At 68.4% G+C, this 14,541-nt stretch carries 13 protein-coding genes; 4 read left to right on the top strand and 9 right to left on the bottom strand.

Annotated elements, in window-relative coordinates:
• Entirely contained in the window at window positions 1-1,029 is a 1,029-nt protein-coding gene (locus tag ACVFYP_RS09315) for a substrate-binding domain-containing protein (RefSeq protein ID WP_499199892.1), read from the top strand.
• On the opposite strand, the gene ACVFYP_RS09310 is transcribed toward ACVFYP_RS09315, so the two are convergent.
• From ACVFYP_RS09310 to ACVFYP_RS09280, 7 genes are all read right to left on the bottom strand, one after another.
• A complete protein-coding gene (locus ACVFYP_RS09310) occupies window positions 999-2,264 on the bottom strand; it encodes an NAD(P)/FAD-dependent oxidoreductase (protein WP_499199891.1) in 1,266 nt (421 codons plus the stop codon). The two genes, ACVFYP_RS09315 and ACVFYP_RS09310, sit on opposite strands and share 31 nt — an antisense overlap.
• A gap of 67 nt (window positions 2,265-2,331) precedes the next feature.
• Window positions 2,332-3,348 carry an ABC transporter substrate-binding protein gene (locus tag ACVFYP_RS09305; RefSeq protein ID WP_499199890.1) on the bottom strand — a complete coding sequence of 339 codons (1,017 nt, stop codon included), beginning with the start codon at window positions 3,346-3,348 and terminating at the stop codon, window positions 2,332-2,334.
• Window positions 3,349-3,370: 22 nt separating this feature from the next.
• On the bottom strand, window positions 3,371-4,132 hold the full coding sequence (locus ACVFYP_RS09300) for an ABC transporter permease (RefSeq protein ID WP_499199889.1): 762 nt from the start codon (window positions 4,130-4,132) through the stop codon (window positions 3,371-3,373).
• Window positions 4,133-4,137: 5 nt separating this feature from the next.
• On the bottom strand, window positions 4,138-4,890 hold the full coding sequence (locus ACVFYP_RS09295; RefSeq protein ID WP_499199888.1) for an ABC transporter permease: 753 nt from the start codon (window positions 4,888-4,890) through the stop codon (window positions 4,138-4,140).
• Window positions 4,883-5,662 carry an ABC transporter ATP-binding protein gene (locus tag ACVFYP_RS09290; protein WP_499199887.1) on the bottom strand — a complete coding sequence of 260 codons (780 nt, stop codon included), beginning with the start codon at window positions 5,660-5,662 and terminating at the stop codon, window positions 4,883-4,885. The genes ACVFYP_RS09295 and ACVFYP_RS09290 overlap by 8 nt, the downstream gene beginning before the upstream one ends.
• Window positions 5,659-6,810, bottom strand: coding sequence for a Gfo/Idh/MocA family protein (locus tag ACVFYP_RS09285; RefSeq protein ID WP_499199886.1), 1,152 nt, complete (start codon window positions 6,808-6,810; stop codon window positions 5,659-5,661). Before ACVFYP_RS09285 ends, ACVFYP_RS09290 begins: the two co-directional genes overlap by 4 nt.
• Window positions 6,807-7,541, bottom strand: a complete 735-nt coding sequence (locus ACVFYP_RS09280) for an SDR family NAD(P)-dependent oxidoreductase (protein ID WP_499199885.1) — start codon at window positions 7,539-7,541, stop codon at window positions 6,807-6,809. The genes ACVFYP_RS09285 and ACVFYP_RS09280 overlap by 4 nt, the downstream gene beginning before the upstream one ends.
• A gap of 96 nt (window positions 7,542-7,637) precedes the next feature.
• Here ACVFYP_RS09280 and ACVFYP_RS09275 point away from each other — a divergent pair, with 96 nt between their 5' ends.
• From ACVFYP_RS09275 to ACVFYP_RS09265, 3 genes are read left to right on the top strand one after another with little or no spacing between them, the layout of a single operon-like run.
• On the top strand, window positions 7,638-8,405 hold the full coding sequence (locus tag ACVFYP_RS09275) for a GntR family transcriptional regulator (protein ID WP_499199884.1): 768 nt from the start codon (window positions 7,638-7,640) through the stop codon (window positions 8,403-8,405).
• Window positions 8,402-9,646, top strand: a complete 1,245-nt coding sequence (locus ACVFYP_RS09270; protein WP_499199883.1) for an LVIVD repeat-containing protein — start codon at window positions 8,402-8,404, stop codon at window positions 9,644-9,646. Before ACVFYP_RS09275 ends, ACVFYP_RS09270 begins: the two co-directional genes overlap by 4 nt.
• Entirely contained in the window at window positions 9,643-10,647 is a 1,005-nt protein-coding gene (locus ACVFYP_RS09265; RefSeq protein ID WP_499199882.1) for a CobW family GTP-binding protein, read from the top strand. Before ACVFYP_RS09270 ends, ACVFYP_RS09265 begins: the two co-directional genes overlap by 4 nt.
• Here ACVFYP_RS09265 and ACVFYP_RS09260 read toward each other — a convergent pair.
• Both ACVFYP_RS09260 and ACVFYP_RS09255 read right to left on the bottom strand, forming a co-directional pair.
• On the bottom strand, window positions 10,636-12,297 hold the full coding sequence (locus ACVFYP_RS09260) for a hydantoinase B/oxoprolinase family protein (protein WP_499199881.1): 1,662 nt from the start codon (window positions 12,295-12,297) through the stop codon (window positions 10,636-10,638). The genes ACVFYP_RS09265 and ACVFYP_RS09260 overlap by 12 nt on opposite strands.
• On the bottom strand, window positions 12,294-14,330 hold the full coding sequence (locus tag ACVFYP_RS09255) for a hydantoinase/oxoprolinase family protein (protein WP_499199880.1): 2,037 nt from the start codon (window positions 14,328-14,330) through the stop codon (window positions 12,294-12,296). The genes ACVFYP_RS09260 and ACVFYP_RS09255 overlap by 4 nt, the downstream gene beginning before the upstream one ends.
• Window positions 14,331-14,541 lie beyond the last annotated feature (211 nt).

The following is a 14,541-nucleotide window of genomic DNA, read 5'->3' as shown; positions in this document are numbered from 1 at the left end:
ATGGCCGAGGAGATCACGCTGACCCTCGGCTGCTTCGAGACCGATCGCGTGCGGCCCATCCTGGATGGCCGCATCCGTATCCCCGGCGTGCGTTTTGTGCGCGAGCCGGGGGAGCCGCAGGACCTGTTCCGCCGCGCGCTGCGGGATAAGGCCTTTGGCGTCACCGAATTGTCGTTGTCCTCCCATATGGTCACCACGGCACGGGGCGATGCGCCCTATATCGGGGTGCCGGTCTTTCCCTCCCGCTCCTTCCGGCATTCTGCGGTCTATATCCGCACGGATCGCGGCATTCGCAGCGCGGCGGATCTCGCGGGGCGACGCATCGGACTGCCGGAATATCAGCAGACGGCCGCGCTGTGGGTGCGTGGCATGCTGCGCGAGACCTATGGCGTGGACACAAACGGCATCGCCTGGCGCACAGGCGGGCTGGAGCAGCCGGGGGCCGGGGAGCGCGTGGCGCTGACCCTGCCGCCGGGGCTGGATGTGCGGCCGATCGGGCCGGGCGAAAGCCTGAACGGCTTGCTGGCGGCGGGCGAGATCGACGCCATCATCGGCCCGCGCCCGCCCTCCTGCTTCACCACGCAAAGCGCACCGGTCGATCGGCTGTGGCCGGATTATCGGGCGGAGGAGGAGCGTTATTTCGACGCCACCGGCTTCTTCCCCCTGATGCATTGCATGGCGGTGCGGAAGGATGTGGCGGCCGCGCATCCCTGGCTGCCGGCAGCACTGTTCCACGCCTATGCCGAGGCCAAGGCACTGGCGCTGGCCGAGTTGGCGATGGTGAATGTGCTGCGCGTGTCGCTGCCCTGGATCGCGGCGGAAGCGGCGGCGCAGACCGCGCGCTTCGGCGGCGACCCCTGGCCCTACGGCTTCGGGCGCAACCGGGAGGAGATCGCGGCCATGATCCGCTTCGCGCGGGCGGATGGGCTGGTGGCCGCCCCCCTGGCGCCGGAGGATCTGTTCGATCCCTCGACGCTCGGGCTGATGGATGCGAACCGTCAGGCGCCGGAAAAACGCTCCGCCGCATAGGGCGCCAGGTCGTGGTTGCTCGGGCGGCCGAGCACCGCGGGGGCGAGCATTTCCGCGGTTGGCGCAGAACCGGTCAGGCCGAGATGCCCGTGGCCGAAGGCGAAGAACAGCCCGGGCACCCGCTGCGCCGGGCCGATCACGGGCACGGAATCCGGCAGGCAGGGGCGATGGCCCATCCAGAAGCCTTCGGCCCGCTTCACCCGCGCATCGGGGAAGACCGCGGCCAGGTCATCATAGAGCAGCTTCGCGCGGGCCTCGTCCGGCGCGCGGTCCAAGCCGCCGAACTCCACCGTGCCGGCGACGCGCAAGGCGCCTTCCATCGGCGTGATGAACACCTTGCGGTCCGCCGGGATGACCGGACGGGTCAGCGAGATGCCGGCATCCTGAAGATCAACATGATAGCCGCGCTGCGATTCCAGCGGAATGCGATAGCCGAGCGGCGCTGCCAGCCGTGCCGACCAGGCGCCGGCCGCCAGCACCACGGATTCCGCCGCATGCATGGTCGCCTCGCCCTGCGCCCCGCTGATGCGGCCATCAGCGGTCGTCAAGGCCGTGATGCGGTCCTGAAGAATCGTGCCGCCGGCGCGCTGGAACGCCGCCGCCACAGCCCGCGCGTAGCGCAGCGGAGAGGCGCAATGCGCGTGATCCGCCAGGAACATCGCGATCTGATAGGCCTCGCCGACCGAAGGCTCCAGCGCCAGGATGCCGGCGCGGTCCAGCCGTTCCAGCTGCGCGCCATGCGCGCGCCGGATGTCCCAGCTCGGCTGATCCTTCGCGAGCTGCTGCGCATTCCGGTACAGGTAAAGCTGCCCATGCGGCCGCAGCAATTCCGGCGCTCCGATCTCCCGCGCCAAAGCGTGATGCTGTTCCGTCGCCAGATGCAGCAGCGCATCCAGCGCCGCGGTCGCCCGTGCCACCTGAGCCTGGCGTGCCGATGCGACGAAGCGGGCGAGCCAGGGTGCGGCGCGCAGCCAATAGGCGGCCGGCACATGCAGCGGCGCGGCGGGGTCCAGCAGCATGCGCGGCACCTGGCGCAGCAGGCCGGGCATGGCCAGCGGCGCGACGGAACTCGCGCTGATCGCCCCCGCATTGCCGAAGCTGGCACCGCCCTCACCCGGCGGCGCGGCATCCACCACGGTGACGGCAGCCCCGCCTTGTTGCAGGCGGAACGCCAGCGCAAGGCCGACGATGCCGGCGCCGATCACAAGGACCCGGGGGGACGCGCTCTGCGACATGATCACCTGGACTCCCGCTGGCCGAATCTCATGCGGCCAGCCGGTCGGAGCGTCAAGCCGTGCCGCGTCAGGCGCTGGCTTCGATGCGGCGCTTCGATTCCTCGATGAAGCTGAGGTCGACATAGTTCGGCGCCACCTCGATGCGGCGCGGCAGGAAGCCGAGCTGATGCGTGACGTCGATGGTGGTCTGGATGCCGGGCACGTTCGGCACCAGGAAGGGATCGCGGAAGTAATCCTCCTCCGTCATCATGTATTGCAGCGAGGCGACGGGGCGGCGGGAGACTTCGGCGATGATGCGCAGCGCCTCCACCCGGTTCGCCGGATCGTACATCCAGCGCACGGCGCGGGTGTAATCCTCCAGGCAATCGGTAACGGCGGCGCGGTTGGCGTTGAGGAAGCCGGCGCGGGCGGCGAAGAAGGTGAACTGCGTCGGGCCCATCGCGTCGCGCGCCGTGAACAGGGCACGGTAGCGGCCTTCCTTCACCAGGTCGTTGCCCATGGGCAGCGGGATGGTGGTGCCGTCGATCTTGCCATCCTCGATGAAGGGCAGCTGGTTGGCGAAGCTGACCTCCACCCAGGTCACGTCGCTGCGCTCATTCAGCCCCACCTTGCGCAGCATGGCGACGATGGCGGTGTAGCTGGCGGAGCCGATGCCGTTCACGCCGATGCGCTTGCCACGCAGATCCTCCGCCGTGCGGATCGGCGAATCGGCCTTCACATACAGCGTCTGCGACCGGTAGTTGCCGACGCCGTCCTGCAACATGTCGGCCACCGCGCGCATGTCGAGCCGCGCATTGATGACGGCCAGCGCCATGGCGGTGGGGGCAAAGGCGCCGATATCCACCTGGTTCGCGGCCATGGCCGTGATCTGCGGCGTGCTGGCGGTGAAGTTGATCGGTTCCACCACATAGCTGCGGCCGTAATGGCGCATCGCCGTGCGCGCCTGATAAACGGCGGGCACCAGATGCGACGGCATGGTGGACCAGCCGATGCGGATTCGGACCGGGTCGGCGGCATGGGCGCGGGACAGCGCGGGGGCGGTCAAGGCGGCGGCGAGCAAGGTGCGGCGGGTGGTCTGAATCATGGATGGTCTCCCTGATCGGATATCACGACGTCACGGGCCTGGCCTCGGCGTGCCAGTGCAGCAGCAGGCGGCGCAGCAAAGCGAGGCCGCGAATCAGCAATGTGCCAAGCACGGCGATCTCGACGATCCCGGCGAAGAGTCCGACCGAATCCGCGAAGCGCTGCGAATCCAGCAACAGCCCACCGAGGCCACCGCCGCCCATGATCATCTCCCCCACCAGGGTCGTGATCAGGGCGATGGGCAGGGCAATCTGGAAGCCGGTGAGCACCTGCGGCGTCGCGGCGGGCAGGATGATCTCGCGCAGCACCGCCGTGCGGGATGCCCCAAGGGATCGCGCGGCCCACAGGAACTGCCGGTCCACGCCAACCGCGCCGAGATAGGTGTTGGTGGTGATGATGAAGAAGCAGGCCAGCGCCGAGATCGCCACCTTCGAGGCATCGCCGAGGCCCAGCCACAGCATGAAGATCGGCAGGAAGGCGATCTTGGGCGTCGGGAAGCCCACGGAGACGATGGGTTCGAAGAACCAGCGCGCCCAGCGCGATCCCGCCATGGCCACACCGACCGTCACACCCAGCACCGCCGCGATCGCGAAGCCGGTGACGGCCCGATAGAAGGTGAGCCCCACGGCGCCGAGCAACAGCCCATCCCGCAGATCCTCCCAGATCCGCGCCAGAACCACCGACAGCCGAGGCAGCAGGAAGTCCGAGAGAACCTCCGCGCGCGCAAAAATCTCCCAGAAGGCGAAGAGGGCCAGCACCGGCAGCAGCGCGGTGAAGATGCGCATCGCCCTCATCCGCGCCACCGCAGCAGATGCGCGGAGATGCGGCGAAAGCCCTGATCCGCGGCGAAGCCGATGGCCATCACCGTCATGCTGCAAGCGAACATCTGCGGATATTGGCTACCATCACCATAGGTGCGGATCAGGAAGCCGAGGCCTTCGTTGGAAATCAGAAGCTCGGAGCTGACCAGCAGCACGAAGCTCAGTGCGATGGCGGTGCGCAGCCCGGCCAGAATGTCCGGCACCGCGCCCATGAAGGCCACATCGCGGATCATCGCCCAGCGGCCGGCGCCGAGGCTGGCGGCGGACCAGATCAGGTTGCGGTCGATGCCGCGCACACCATTGAAGGTGGCGGTGGCGATCGGCAGCAGGCAGCCGAGGGAGATCAGGAAGATCTTCGACCGATCGCCAATGCCGAACCAGATGATGGTCAAAGGGATCAGCGCCGATTTCGGCAGCGGATAGAACATCTGGACGATCGGCCCCAGCACCGCATTCACGCCCCGCCACCAGGCCAACGACACGCCCAATGCCACGCCCAGCACCAGTGCGAGCGCCAGACCGGAGATGCTGCGGTTGAGCGAGGCCAACACATGCGGATAGAAGGTCGGATCGACCAGCAGCGCCCACCAGGCGGCCAGCACCGTCGTCAACGGTGGCAGCGCATAGGCGGAGACGACGCCGGCGCGCGAAATACCTTCCCACAGCAGCCCGAGCAGCAGCAGCGGCGTATAGGTCCAGGCGGTGCGCGCGATGCTACCCATGTTCGGTCACGAATTCGGCGCGGACCTGGTCCCAGATATGCGCGACCGATTCATGGAAGCGCGGATCCGCGGTCATCTCCCCCTCCTTGGGGAAGCTGGTATCGACGATCTCCTTGATCCGGCCCGGCCGCTTGGTCATCAGCACGACGCGCTCCGACAGATACACCGCCTCCCGCACATCATGGGTGACGAAGAGCACGGTCTTGCCGGTGCTGCGCCAGATCTCCTTCAGCTGTTCCTGCATCACGCTGCGGGTCTGCGCATCCAGCGCGCCGAAGGGCTCGTCCATCAACAGGATGTCGGGGTCCACCGCCAGGGTGCGGGCGATGGCGGCGCGCTGGCGCATGCCGCCGGAAAGCTGCGCGGGGTAGTGACTCTCAAAGCCGTCGAGCCGCGCGGTCTTCAGCAGGTCCCGCGCCCGGTCCAGCGCCTGGGCGCGCGGCATGCGCTGCTTCTCCAGCCCATACATCACGTTCTGCAGCACGGTCTTCCATGGGAACAGCGCGAACTGCTGGAACACCACGCCGCGATCCGGACCGGGTCCCGTGACGCGGCGGCCATTCACCACCACCTCCCCGGTCCGGTACGGAACGAAGCCGCCGATGATGTACAGCAGCGTCGACTTGCCACAGCCGCTGGGGCCCAGCAGGGAAACGAACTCGCCCCGGTTGATGGTCAGCTCGATGCCGTCCAGGGTCAGCACACGCTGCTTCGTGCCTTCACCATATTCGAAGCGCAGCCCGGCGACGCGGATGGCGGGCGTGTCGTTCAAAGGCTCAGCTCCGGCAGGTCGATCCAGCGGCGTTCGCGGTCCGACTGGTAGCAGGCATCGATCAGCTGCAATCCCTTGGCGCCGGCCAGCAGCGGCGAGGGGAAAGGCGCGTCTTCCGCGACATGGCGCAGGAACAGCTCCCACCCTCGGCGGTAGCTGTTGGTATAGGGCTCCATGCCCGGCACCTCCTGCCAATGCGCCTCGTGCCGATTGTCCTCTGGCACGTCCACGTCCCATCTCGGCCGCGGCGTGGCCGCCAGGGGCTGGATTCGGCAACGATGTAGCGAGCAGAGGGCGGAGCCCAGCGCGCCGTCCAGCTTCACCGTCAGCATGTCCTCGCCACTGACGCGCGTGGACCAGGAAGCGCTGACCTGCACAAGGGCGCCGCTTTCCAGCTCAAACTGACCCGTCGCCTCATCCTCGACATCGACGGCATAGGGCTGGCCACGCTCGTCGCGCCGTTCCGGCACGCGGGTGGCGATGCGGCAGGACACGGCACGGATCGGGCCGAGCAGCGTCTCCACGATATAGCGCCAGTGCGGGAACATATCGAGCACGAGACCACCGCCTTCCGCCCGCTTGTAGTTCCAGCTGGAGCGTTGGGAGGGATGCAGCGTGCCGTCGAAGATCCACCAGCCGAAATCCAGCTTTGCCGCATGCACGCGGCCGAGCAGGCCGGTGTCGATCACGCTGCGCAGCTTGAGGAATCCGGGCAGGTAGATCTTGTCCTGCACCACGCCGTGCTTCACGCCGGCGACCTGCGCGGCAAGCGCGATTTCCAGCGCTTCCGCCACCGTCGCGGCGATCGGCTTTTCCAGATAGACATGCTTGCCGGCGGCGATGGCGGCCAAGGCGCGTTCGTGCCGGCCGCCGGTGGCCGACACGTCGAAGTAGATGGCGTTGCGCGCATCGGCCAGGCAGGCAGCGCGATCCGTGCTCCATTCCAGCCCGCCCTGCGCCTTGGCCAGCGCTTCCAGCTTCGCGGGATTGCGGCCGAGCAGAATGGGCTCCGGCAGCAGCCGCGTGCCGTCCGACAGCGGCAGCCCGCCCTCTTTGCGGATCGCCATCAGCGAGCGGATCAGGTGCTGGTTGGTGCCGAGGCGTCCAGTGACGCCATCCATGACGATACGAAGGCTGCGGTCGCTCATGCGCTGATCCTTGCGGCCAGCCAGCCGCCATCCACGGCGAGCATATGGCCGGCGATGAAGTCGGCATCAGGGGACAGCAGGAAGGCGATGGCCGCTGCCACATCCTCCGGCCGCCCGATGCGGCCGGCGGGCGTCGTGGCGATCTGCGCCCGCTGGTACCATTCGTCGGTGGCGATGCGCTTCGCGGTCATTGCCGTTTCGATGCAGCCGGGCGACACGCCGTTCACGCGGATGCCCACCGGCGAAAGATCGGCGGCCAATTGCCGCGTCAACTGCGCCACGCCGCCCTTGGAGGCGGCATAGGCGGCAGCACCCGGAAAGCCGACCTCGCCATAGATCGAGGCGACATTGACGATACGCCCGCCGGGCCGCGCCATCACATGCAGCGCCTCCCGCGTCATGCGCATCACCGCGCGCAGGTTGATGCCGAGCATGCGGTCAATCAGCGCGTCGTCACTCAACTCCAGCGCCTTGGACCCGCCGACCCCGGCATTGTTCACCAGCATGTCGAGCCGGCCGAATTGTTCGATGGCCGCGCGCGCCACTGCCGCGGGCGTGGCATCCTCCGCCATGTCGGCGAGCATGGCGTGACCGGGCGCTTCCGCCAGCCGATCCGCGTCACGATCCACAGACAACACCCGCGCGCCTTCCGCCACAAGGCGCCGTGCTGTCGCGAGACCGATGCCGCTCGCAGCGCCGGTGACGATGGCGACCTCTCCGTCGAACCTCATGCCGGACGCCAGCCCCTTCCCCGTCATTCTCGGCACTTCTCCCCGGAACAGACAACTGCTAGCAGTTACGTGCAGGCAGATTAGGTGCGAACCTTAATGGCAGGTCAAGCAGCGATCGTAGCCATCGAGCAGGGCTTCACACCTGTGGCCGGCGAAACACTGCCCGAGCTTGTGGCAGCGCAGGTCTATGCCGCCCTGATCGAGGGCAGGATTCCACCCGGCAGCCGATTGTCCGAAGCCTCGATCGCTCGCGCGATGGGGCTCTCGCGCGGCCCGGTGCGTGAGGGCCTTCGCCTGTTGGAGCGTAAGGGGCTTTGCGAATTCCGGGCGCGCCGCGGTTTTTTCCTGCGCAGCCTGACGCGGGCCGGCATCGATGATCTTTTTCGTGTGCGTGCGATGCTGGAACAGCATGGGCTGACTCAGGCGATGCATCGCAGCGATGCCGATTTCAGCATCATCGCCGCCTGGCGCGACCGGCTGATCCGCGCCGATCGCGCCGGCCCGCCCGCCTCTCCCGCCATGCTGGTGGAGGAGGATCTGGCATTGCATGCGCTGATCGTGCGGCTTTCCGGCAATGCGACACTGATCGCGACTTTCGAAGTGGTGCTTGCCGAAACGCGCTTGGCCCTCTCCGTCGTCAACCAACGTCTGCGTCGCCTTGCCCGTGTGGCCGCGCATCATGAGGCCCTGGTCGATGCCCTTGTCGCGCGTGACCTGACGGCCGCGAGCGCAGAACTCACCCGCCATCTCGACAGCAGCCGCCAGGGCGTGCTGCAACGATTGACGGCGCTGGATGAAGCCGAAACCAAGCAACGCCGGCCCGGCCTCGGGTCGCGCAAGGCCAGACAGGGGCATGCCGCATGACCGTTGATTTCGAGACCACGCGCGACGCCAGCCGGCAGTGGAACTTCAAGCTGCTCTCGCACAACGAGCTGCAGGGCTTCGGCGGCATGGGCGAGGGCATGTCCATCCAGCTAGCTAAGGACGGCCGCCGCATCCTGTGGCTGGCGCATGAAAGCGCGCCGAAGAACTTCACCGCCGTTGATGTCACCGATCCGCGCAAGCCGAAGGTGATCACCCAGACAGACCTGCCGGCCACCCATATGCGCTCCAACTCGCTGGAGGTGGTGGGCGACATCATGGCCGTCGCCTACCAGGTGCAGAAGCCGGGCCTGCAACCCGCGGGGTTCGAGCTGTTCGACATCTCCGTGCCCGAAAGCCCGAAGTCGATCTCCTTTGTCGACTGCTCCGGCCCTCGGTCACGCGGCGTGCACCAGCTGTGGTTTTGCGACGGGCGCTACATCCACATGGCCGCGGGCGCGCCCGACTTCCAGCCGCGTGTGCAGGCGGATGACCAGTTCTACCGCATCTTCGACGTGCAGAACCCGAGCAAGCCGACCGAAGTCGGCCGCTGGTGGCTGCCCGGCACGGATGAGCGGGACGATGCGCCGCCGGTCACGCGCCATACGATGAAGGGCGCCGATCTCGGCTTTCGCGCGCACAACACCAATGTCTATCCGCAGCGACCGGACCGCGCCTATCTCGGCTATCTCGATGGCGGCGTCATCATCCTCGACATCTCCAACATGTCGCGGCCCAAGATGGTCTCCCGCTGGGACAACTCGCCGCCCTTCCAGGGCTTCACCCATACCGTGCTGCCGCTGTTCGACCGCGACCTGTTCGTGGTGACGGATGAGGCGGTGCGGGAGGATGGGTCGGACCTGCCGAAGCTGACCTGGGTGGTCGATGGCCGCGACGAGACCAACCTCGTGCCGCTCTCCACACTGCCGGCGCCGCCGACCGATGCCTATGGCCGCACGGACAAGCGTATCGGCGCGCACAACATCCATGAGAATGTGCCGCTGCCCACCTCCTGGTCCTCCGACCAGATCATCATCGGCACCTATTTCGGCGCCGGGCTGCGCGCGTATGACATCTCCAACCCCTATCAGCCGAAGGAATGCGGCTTCTTCCTGCCGCCGGCCCCGCCGCTGTCGCGCATCGGCGCCATCTCGCTGAACGATGTCTTCGTGGATGAGCGCGGCATCGTCTATACCGTCGACCGCTTCGCCGGTGGGCTCTACGCGCTGGAGATGGAATTTTGACGGTCTTCGGCCGCCCTCAATCGCGAGAGGGCGGCACCCGTATTCCCGTCATTGTCCTCACCGGTTTTCTCGGTGCCGGCAAGACCACGCTGATCCGGCATTTTCTCGATACACCGGACGGCGCCGGCACCGCCGTGGTGGTGAACGAGTTCGGCGAGGTTGGCATCGACCAAGCGCTGCTGCGCGCCAGCACCGATGCCACCGTGCTGCTCGGCAATGGCTGCCTGTGCTGCGCCATGCGCAGCGACCTGCAACAGACCCTGCGCGCACTGCATATCGACCGCGCCCGCAACGCCATCCCCGCCTTCCGCCGCGTGGTGGTGGAGACCAGCGGCATCGCCGATCCCGGGCCGATCCTGCAGACCTTTCTCACCGACCGCGCTTTGGGCGATGTGTTCTTCCTGGCGGCGCTGATCTGCGTGGTGGATGCCGCGACCTTGCAGGCCAGCCTGCATCGCGCGCCGGAAGTCGCGCGACAGGTGGCCCTGGCGGATCGCTTCGTGCTGACCAAGACGGATCTGGTGGATGCGGCGACGCGGCAGGCGGCGCTGGATGCGCTGCGCGCCGCAAATCCCGCCGCCCCCGTCGCCATCGCCGATCAGGGCGTGGTGGAGCCGGAGGTACTGCTGACCCCGGCCCTGTCCGGCCGACGCTACGGCACGCTTTTCGCTGACTCGCCCGGGCATCTCGCCGATTTACAAAGCTTCAGCATCGTGCTGGATGCGCCGCTGGATTGGGCGGGCTTCGCCGCGGCGATGGAGGCGCTGCGCACGCTGCGCGGTCCCGACCTGCTGCGGGTAAAGGGCTTGCTGGCGATCCGTGGGCAGAAGGGGCCGGTGGTGGTGCATATCGTGCAGCATCTGGCGCATCCGCCCTCGGAACTCGCCGCCTGGCCGGATGACGACCACCGCTCCCGCCTCGTCTTCATCACCCGCGGCATTGCGCGGGAGACGGTGACGGGGCTGCTCGCGGCGATGCAGAGTGCTGTGCTACCCGGCTGAGTGGTGGCGCGCCGCGTAGTCCGGCGTGATCCGCCCATTCTCCAGATCGCGCCGCACCAACGCCGGATCGCGCCGCGCCGGATCGCCCCAACCCGCGCCGCCACCCACGCCGAGCTCCACAAGGTCGCCCGGCAGCAGCGGAAAGCTGGCGGCCGCCGGTAGCTCGATCAACTGGTCGCCGCGCCGCACACGCAGGAAGCCGCAGCTGCCATCGGCGCCGCCGGCGATGCCGCGCGGCGGATAGGCGTAGTGGTCGCTGTAGTGGTTGAGGAACACGCCCTCCTCCAGGATGCGAATGGCACGACAGAAGCCGAGGCCGCCGCGCCATTCGCCCGCGCCGCCGGAATCCGGCAGCAGCGCGTAGGATTCCATGCGCAGATGCGGATAGACCTGCTCGATGGATTCGATCGGCGTGTTGCGGCAGGAGGCAAGCGGCCCATCGGTCGCATCCGCCCCATCGTAATTCGGCGCGGCGCCATAGCCGCCGCCCAGCACATCGACATAGACGCGCCACACGCCGTTCGGACGCGACTGCGCGATGTAGAAACCCGTGGTGGTGTTGAAGCCCTGCGCCGGCACGCGCCGCGGCGCCGCCTGGGCCAGCGCGGCGTGGATCGCATCCAGCGCGCGATAGGCCACCAGCATGCGCGCCCGCACCGGCGCACCCCGGTTCGGATTCACCACGGAGCCTTCGGGGAAGATCAGCGTCAGCGGCCGATTGCAGCCGTCATTCGCCGGCATGTCGTGATCCGCCAGCACATTGCGGAGCGCGGTGAAGGCGGCGGCGCTGGCGGAGGCGACGGGGCAGTTGAACATGCCGCGCACCTGCGGGGCGGAGCCGGCGAAATCCACCGTCACGCTGTCGCCCTGCACCGTCACCGTGGCGCGCACCAGGATCGGCCCTTCGGACAGCGTGTCGCGATCCACCACCGCCTCGCCGGTCCATGTGCCGTCCGGAAAGGCCGTGATCGCCGCACGCATGCGGCGTTCGCTGTAGTCCAGCACCTCCCGCATCGCCTGGCGCAGCACTGGCACGCCCTCCCGCTCCGCCATCTCCCGCACCCGACGGATGCCGAGGTGATTCGCGGCGAGTTGGGCGTCGATGTCGCCGCGGCCGATCTCGGCCGTGCGCGTATTGGCGAAGATCAACCGCTCCACCGCGCCGCCGGGCCAGTCGCGGCCCAGCTCGAACAGGATCGGCGGAATCACCAGCCCTTCGGCCAACAGCTCCGTCGCCAGGATGTTCACGCCCGCCGTGCCGCCGCCGATATCCAGGTGGTGCGCGGTATTGCCGGTCCAGCCGAGCAGCTCGTCATCCAGAAAGATCGGCTGGAAGATGATTATGTCGTTGAGGTGCTGCCCGCCCGAATAGGGGTCGTTCATGATGATGGCGTGGTTCGGCCCAATGGCGGACAGATCCAGCTGTTCCCGCGCCGCGGCGAAGGACCGCCCGAGCGCGGAGGTCTGCATCGGAATCATCTCCGCCTGCGCCACCACCTGCCCCTCCGGATCGAGCAGCGCGGCGGAGCAGTCCTGCGCTTCGCGCACGACGGTGGAGAAGGCGGAGCGGATCAGGTTCACGCCCATCTCCGCCGCCGCGGCCTGCAAGGCCCGGGCGAGGATGGCGATGCGGATCGGATCGGCGCTCATGGCGCGGCCTCCAGCAGCAGGTCGCCGGAGGGCAGTACGCGCGCCTCCCAGCCCGGTGGCACGAGGGTGGTGGCGGTCGGCTCCTCGATCACCGCCGGGCCGGCGACGCCGAAGCCGGCCGGCAGCGCGGCGCGGGGCAGGAAGCTGGCCTCCAGCTCCGTGCCATCCAGGCGGATCGGGGCGCGTTCAGCGATGGGTGCAGGCGTGTCTGGTGGCGGTGGCGTCGCGATGCCGCCGGGTGCGGCGCGTAGCACGCGCAGCCGCTCATTCACCGCCTCCAGCGGCAGGGAGGCCCGCTGGTAGCCGTAGCGTTCCAGGTGCAGCGCCGCAAAGCGCGCGCGCAGATCGGCGACGCTGGCGGGGCCCTGTGGCAGCCAGACAGTCAATTCGAAGGCCTGGCCGGCATAGCGCAGGTCGAGGCCGATCTCCGCGGTCCAGCTTCCCTCGGGCAGGCCGCTGTCCGATGCGGCCTCCGCGGCGCGCCGTTGCAGGCGGGCGACGGTGGCGGCGTCAAAGCTGGTCTCGTCGACCGGGCGCAGCCGGGTCGCGGCGATGTCGATCACGGTTTCCGCCACCAGCAGGCCGAAGGCGCTGGCCAAGCCGGGGGACCAGGGCACCAGCACGCGGCGCATGCCGATCTCGGCGGCCACCAGCGCGCCATGCAGCGGCCCGCCGCCGCCATAGGCGACCAGCGTGTGTCCGCGCGGGTCGATGCCGCGCGCCGTGGACACCAGCCGCACCGCCTGCGCCATATTGGCGTTGACGATGCGCAGCACCGCATCCGCCGCACCGCGCAGCCCACCGGGCTGGTCCAGCGCGCCCAGCGCGCGTTCCGCCGCCGCCATATCGAGCGTCAGCTTGCCGCCGAAGAACCGCGCCGGTCGCAGCACGCCGGCCATCACCTGCGCATCCGTCACCGTGGGCAGCATGCCGCCGCGCCCGTAGCACGCCGGCCCGGGCTGTGCCCCGGCACTCTTCGGCCCCACCGCCAGGAAGCCGCCCTCATCCACCCGGGCGATGCTGCCACCGCCGGCGCCGACGGTGACGAGATCGACAGCCGGGATGCGGATGGGCAGGCGGTCGATCTCGATCTCATGCACCAGGCGCGGTTTCAGGTCGCTGGCGATGCCGACATCGGTGCTGGTGCCGCCCATATCGAAGGTCACGATATCCGCGATGCCATTGCGCGCGGCGAACCACAGCGCCCCGCGCATACCCGCGGCGGGGCCGGAGAGCAGCATGCGCACGGCGCCGGCGCCCGCCTGCGCCGCCGGCATGACGCCGCCGCTGGACTGCATCACCTGCAACACACCGTCATAGCCGCGCGCGGCCAGTTCCGATTCCAGCCGGTCGATGTAGCGACGCACCACCGGGCCGACGAAGGCATTCACCGCCGTCGTCATGCTGCGTTCGAATTCGCGGAATTCCGGGGAAACGATGTGGCTGGCGAAAACCGGGATGCCCGGCGCCTCCTCCGCCGCCAGCGCCATAAGGCGCTGCTCATGCCGGGGATTGGCATAGGCATGCAGCAGGGAGATGGCGATGGCTGCCACACCGGCCTTGGCAAGCTGGCGCAGCACGGCGCGCGCCGCATCCTCATCCAGCGGCAGGATCACGCTGCCATCCGCGCCGATTCGTTCGGGCACCTCCAGCGTCAGCGCGCGCGGAATCGGCGATGGCGGCTTGTGGTAGAGGATGTCGTAGATATTGCCGCTGCGCGCATGGGTGCCGATCTCGATCACGTCGCGGAAGCCCGCGGTGGTGATCAGCGCGGCGGAGGCACCATCGCGGGTCAGCAGCGCATTGGTCGCGACGGTCGATCCATGCACGATCTGCCCGATCTCCGGCAGCGCGATGCCGCCTTCCGCCAGCGCATCCAGGATCGCCTGATGAATCGCGGCGGGGGTGGACGGGACCTTCACGGTGGCCAGCGTGCCATCGGCACGCTGCCAGACCAGATCGGTGAAGGTGCCGCCGATCTCGACACCGACGCGGGGCCGACTGGCCGCCGCGTCATCCATCCCGTCACGCAATGCGCATCCCCTTCGCAGCATCCGGGCTCACCGGATGCGCTACGCTAGGGACCGTTGCCGCGCACTGTCAAACGCCTGCGCAAGGGCCCGCGCCAGCGATGCCGATGCGCGTGATGGGTGATGCCCAGCATTTCGATTGACGCGACATTTGCGGACTTTGATGCTCCGCCACAGGCATGGCGCGTCGCGCCGACATCGCAGGAGATGGGAC

The organism is Roseomonas sp. F4 (assembly GCF_053891155.1).
Note: the sequence above shows the minus strand (reverse complement) of the source record. Positions and strands in the feature narration are given on the sequence as shown.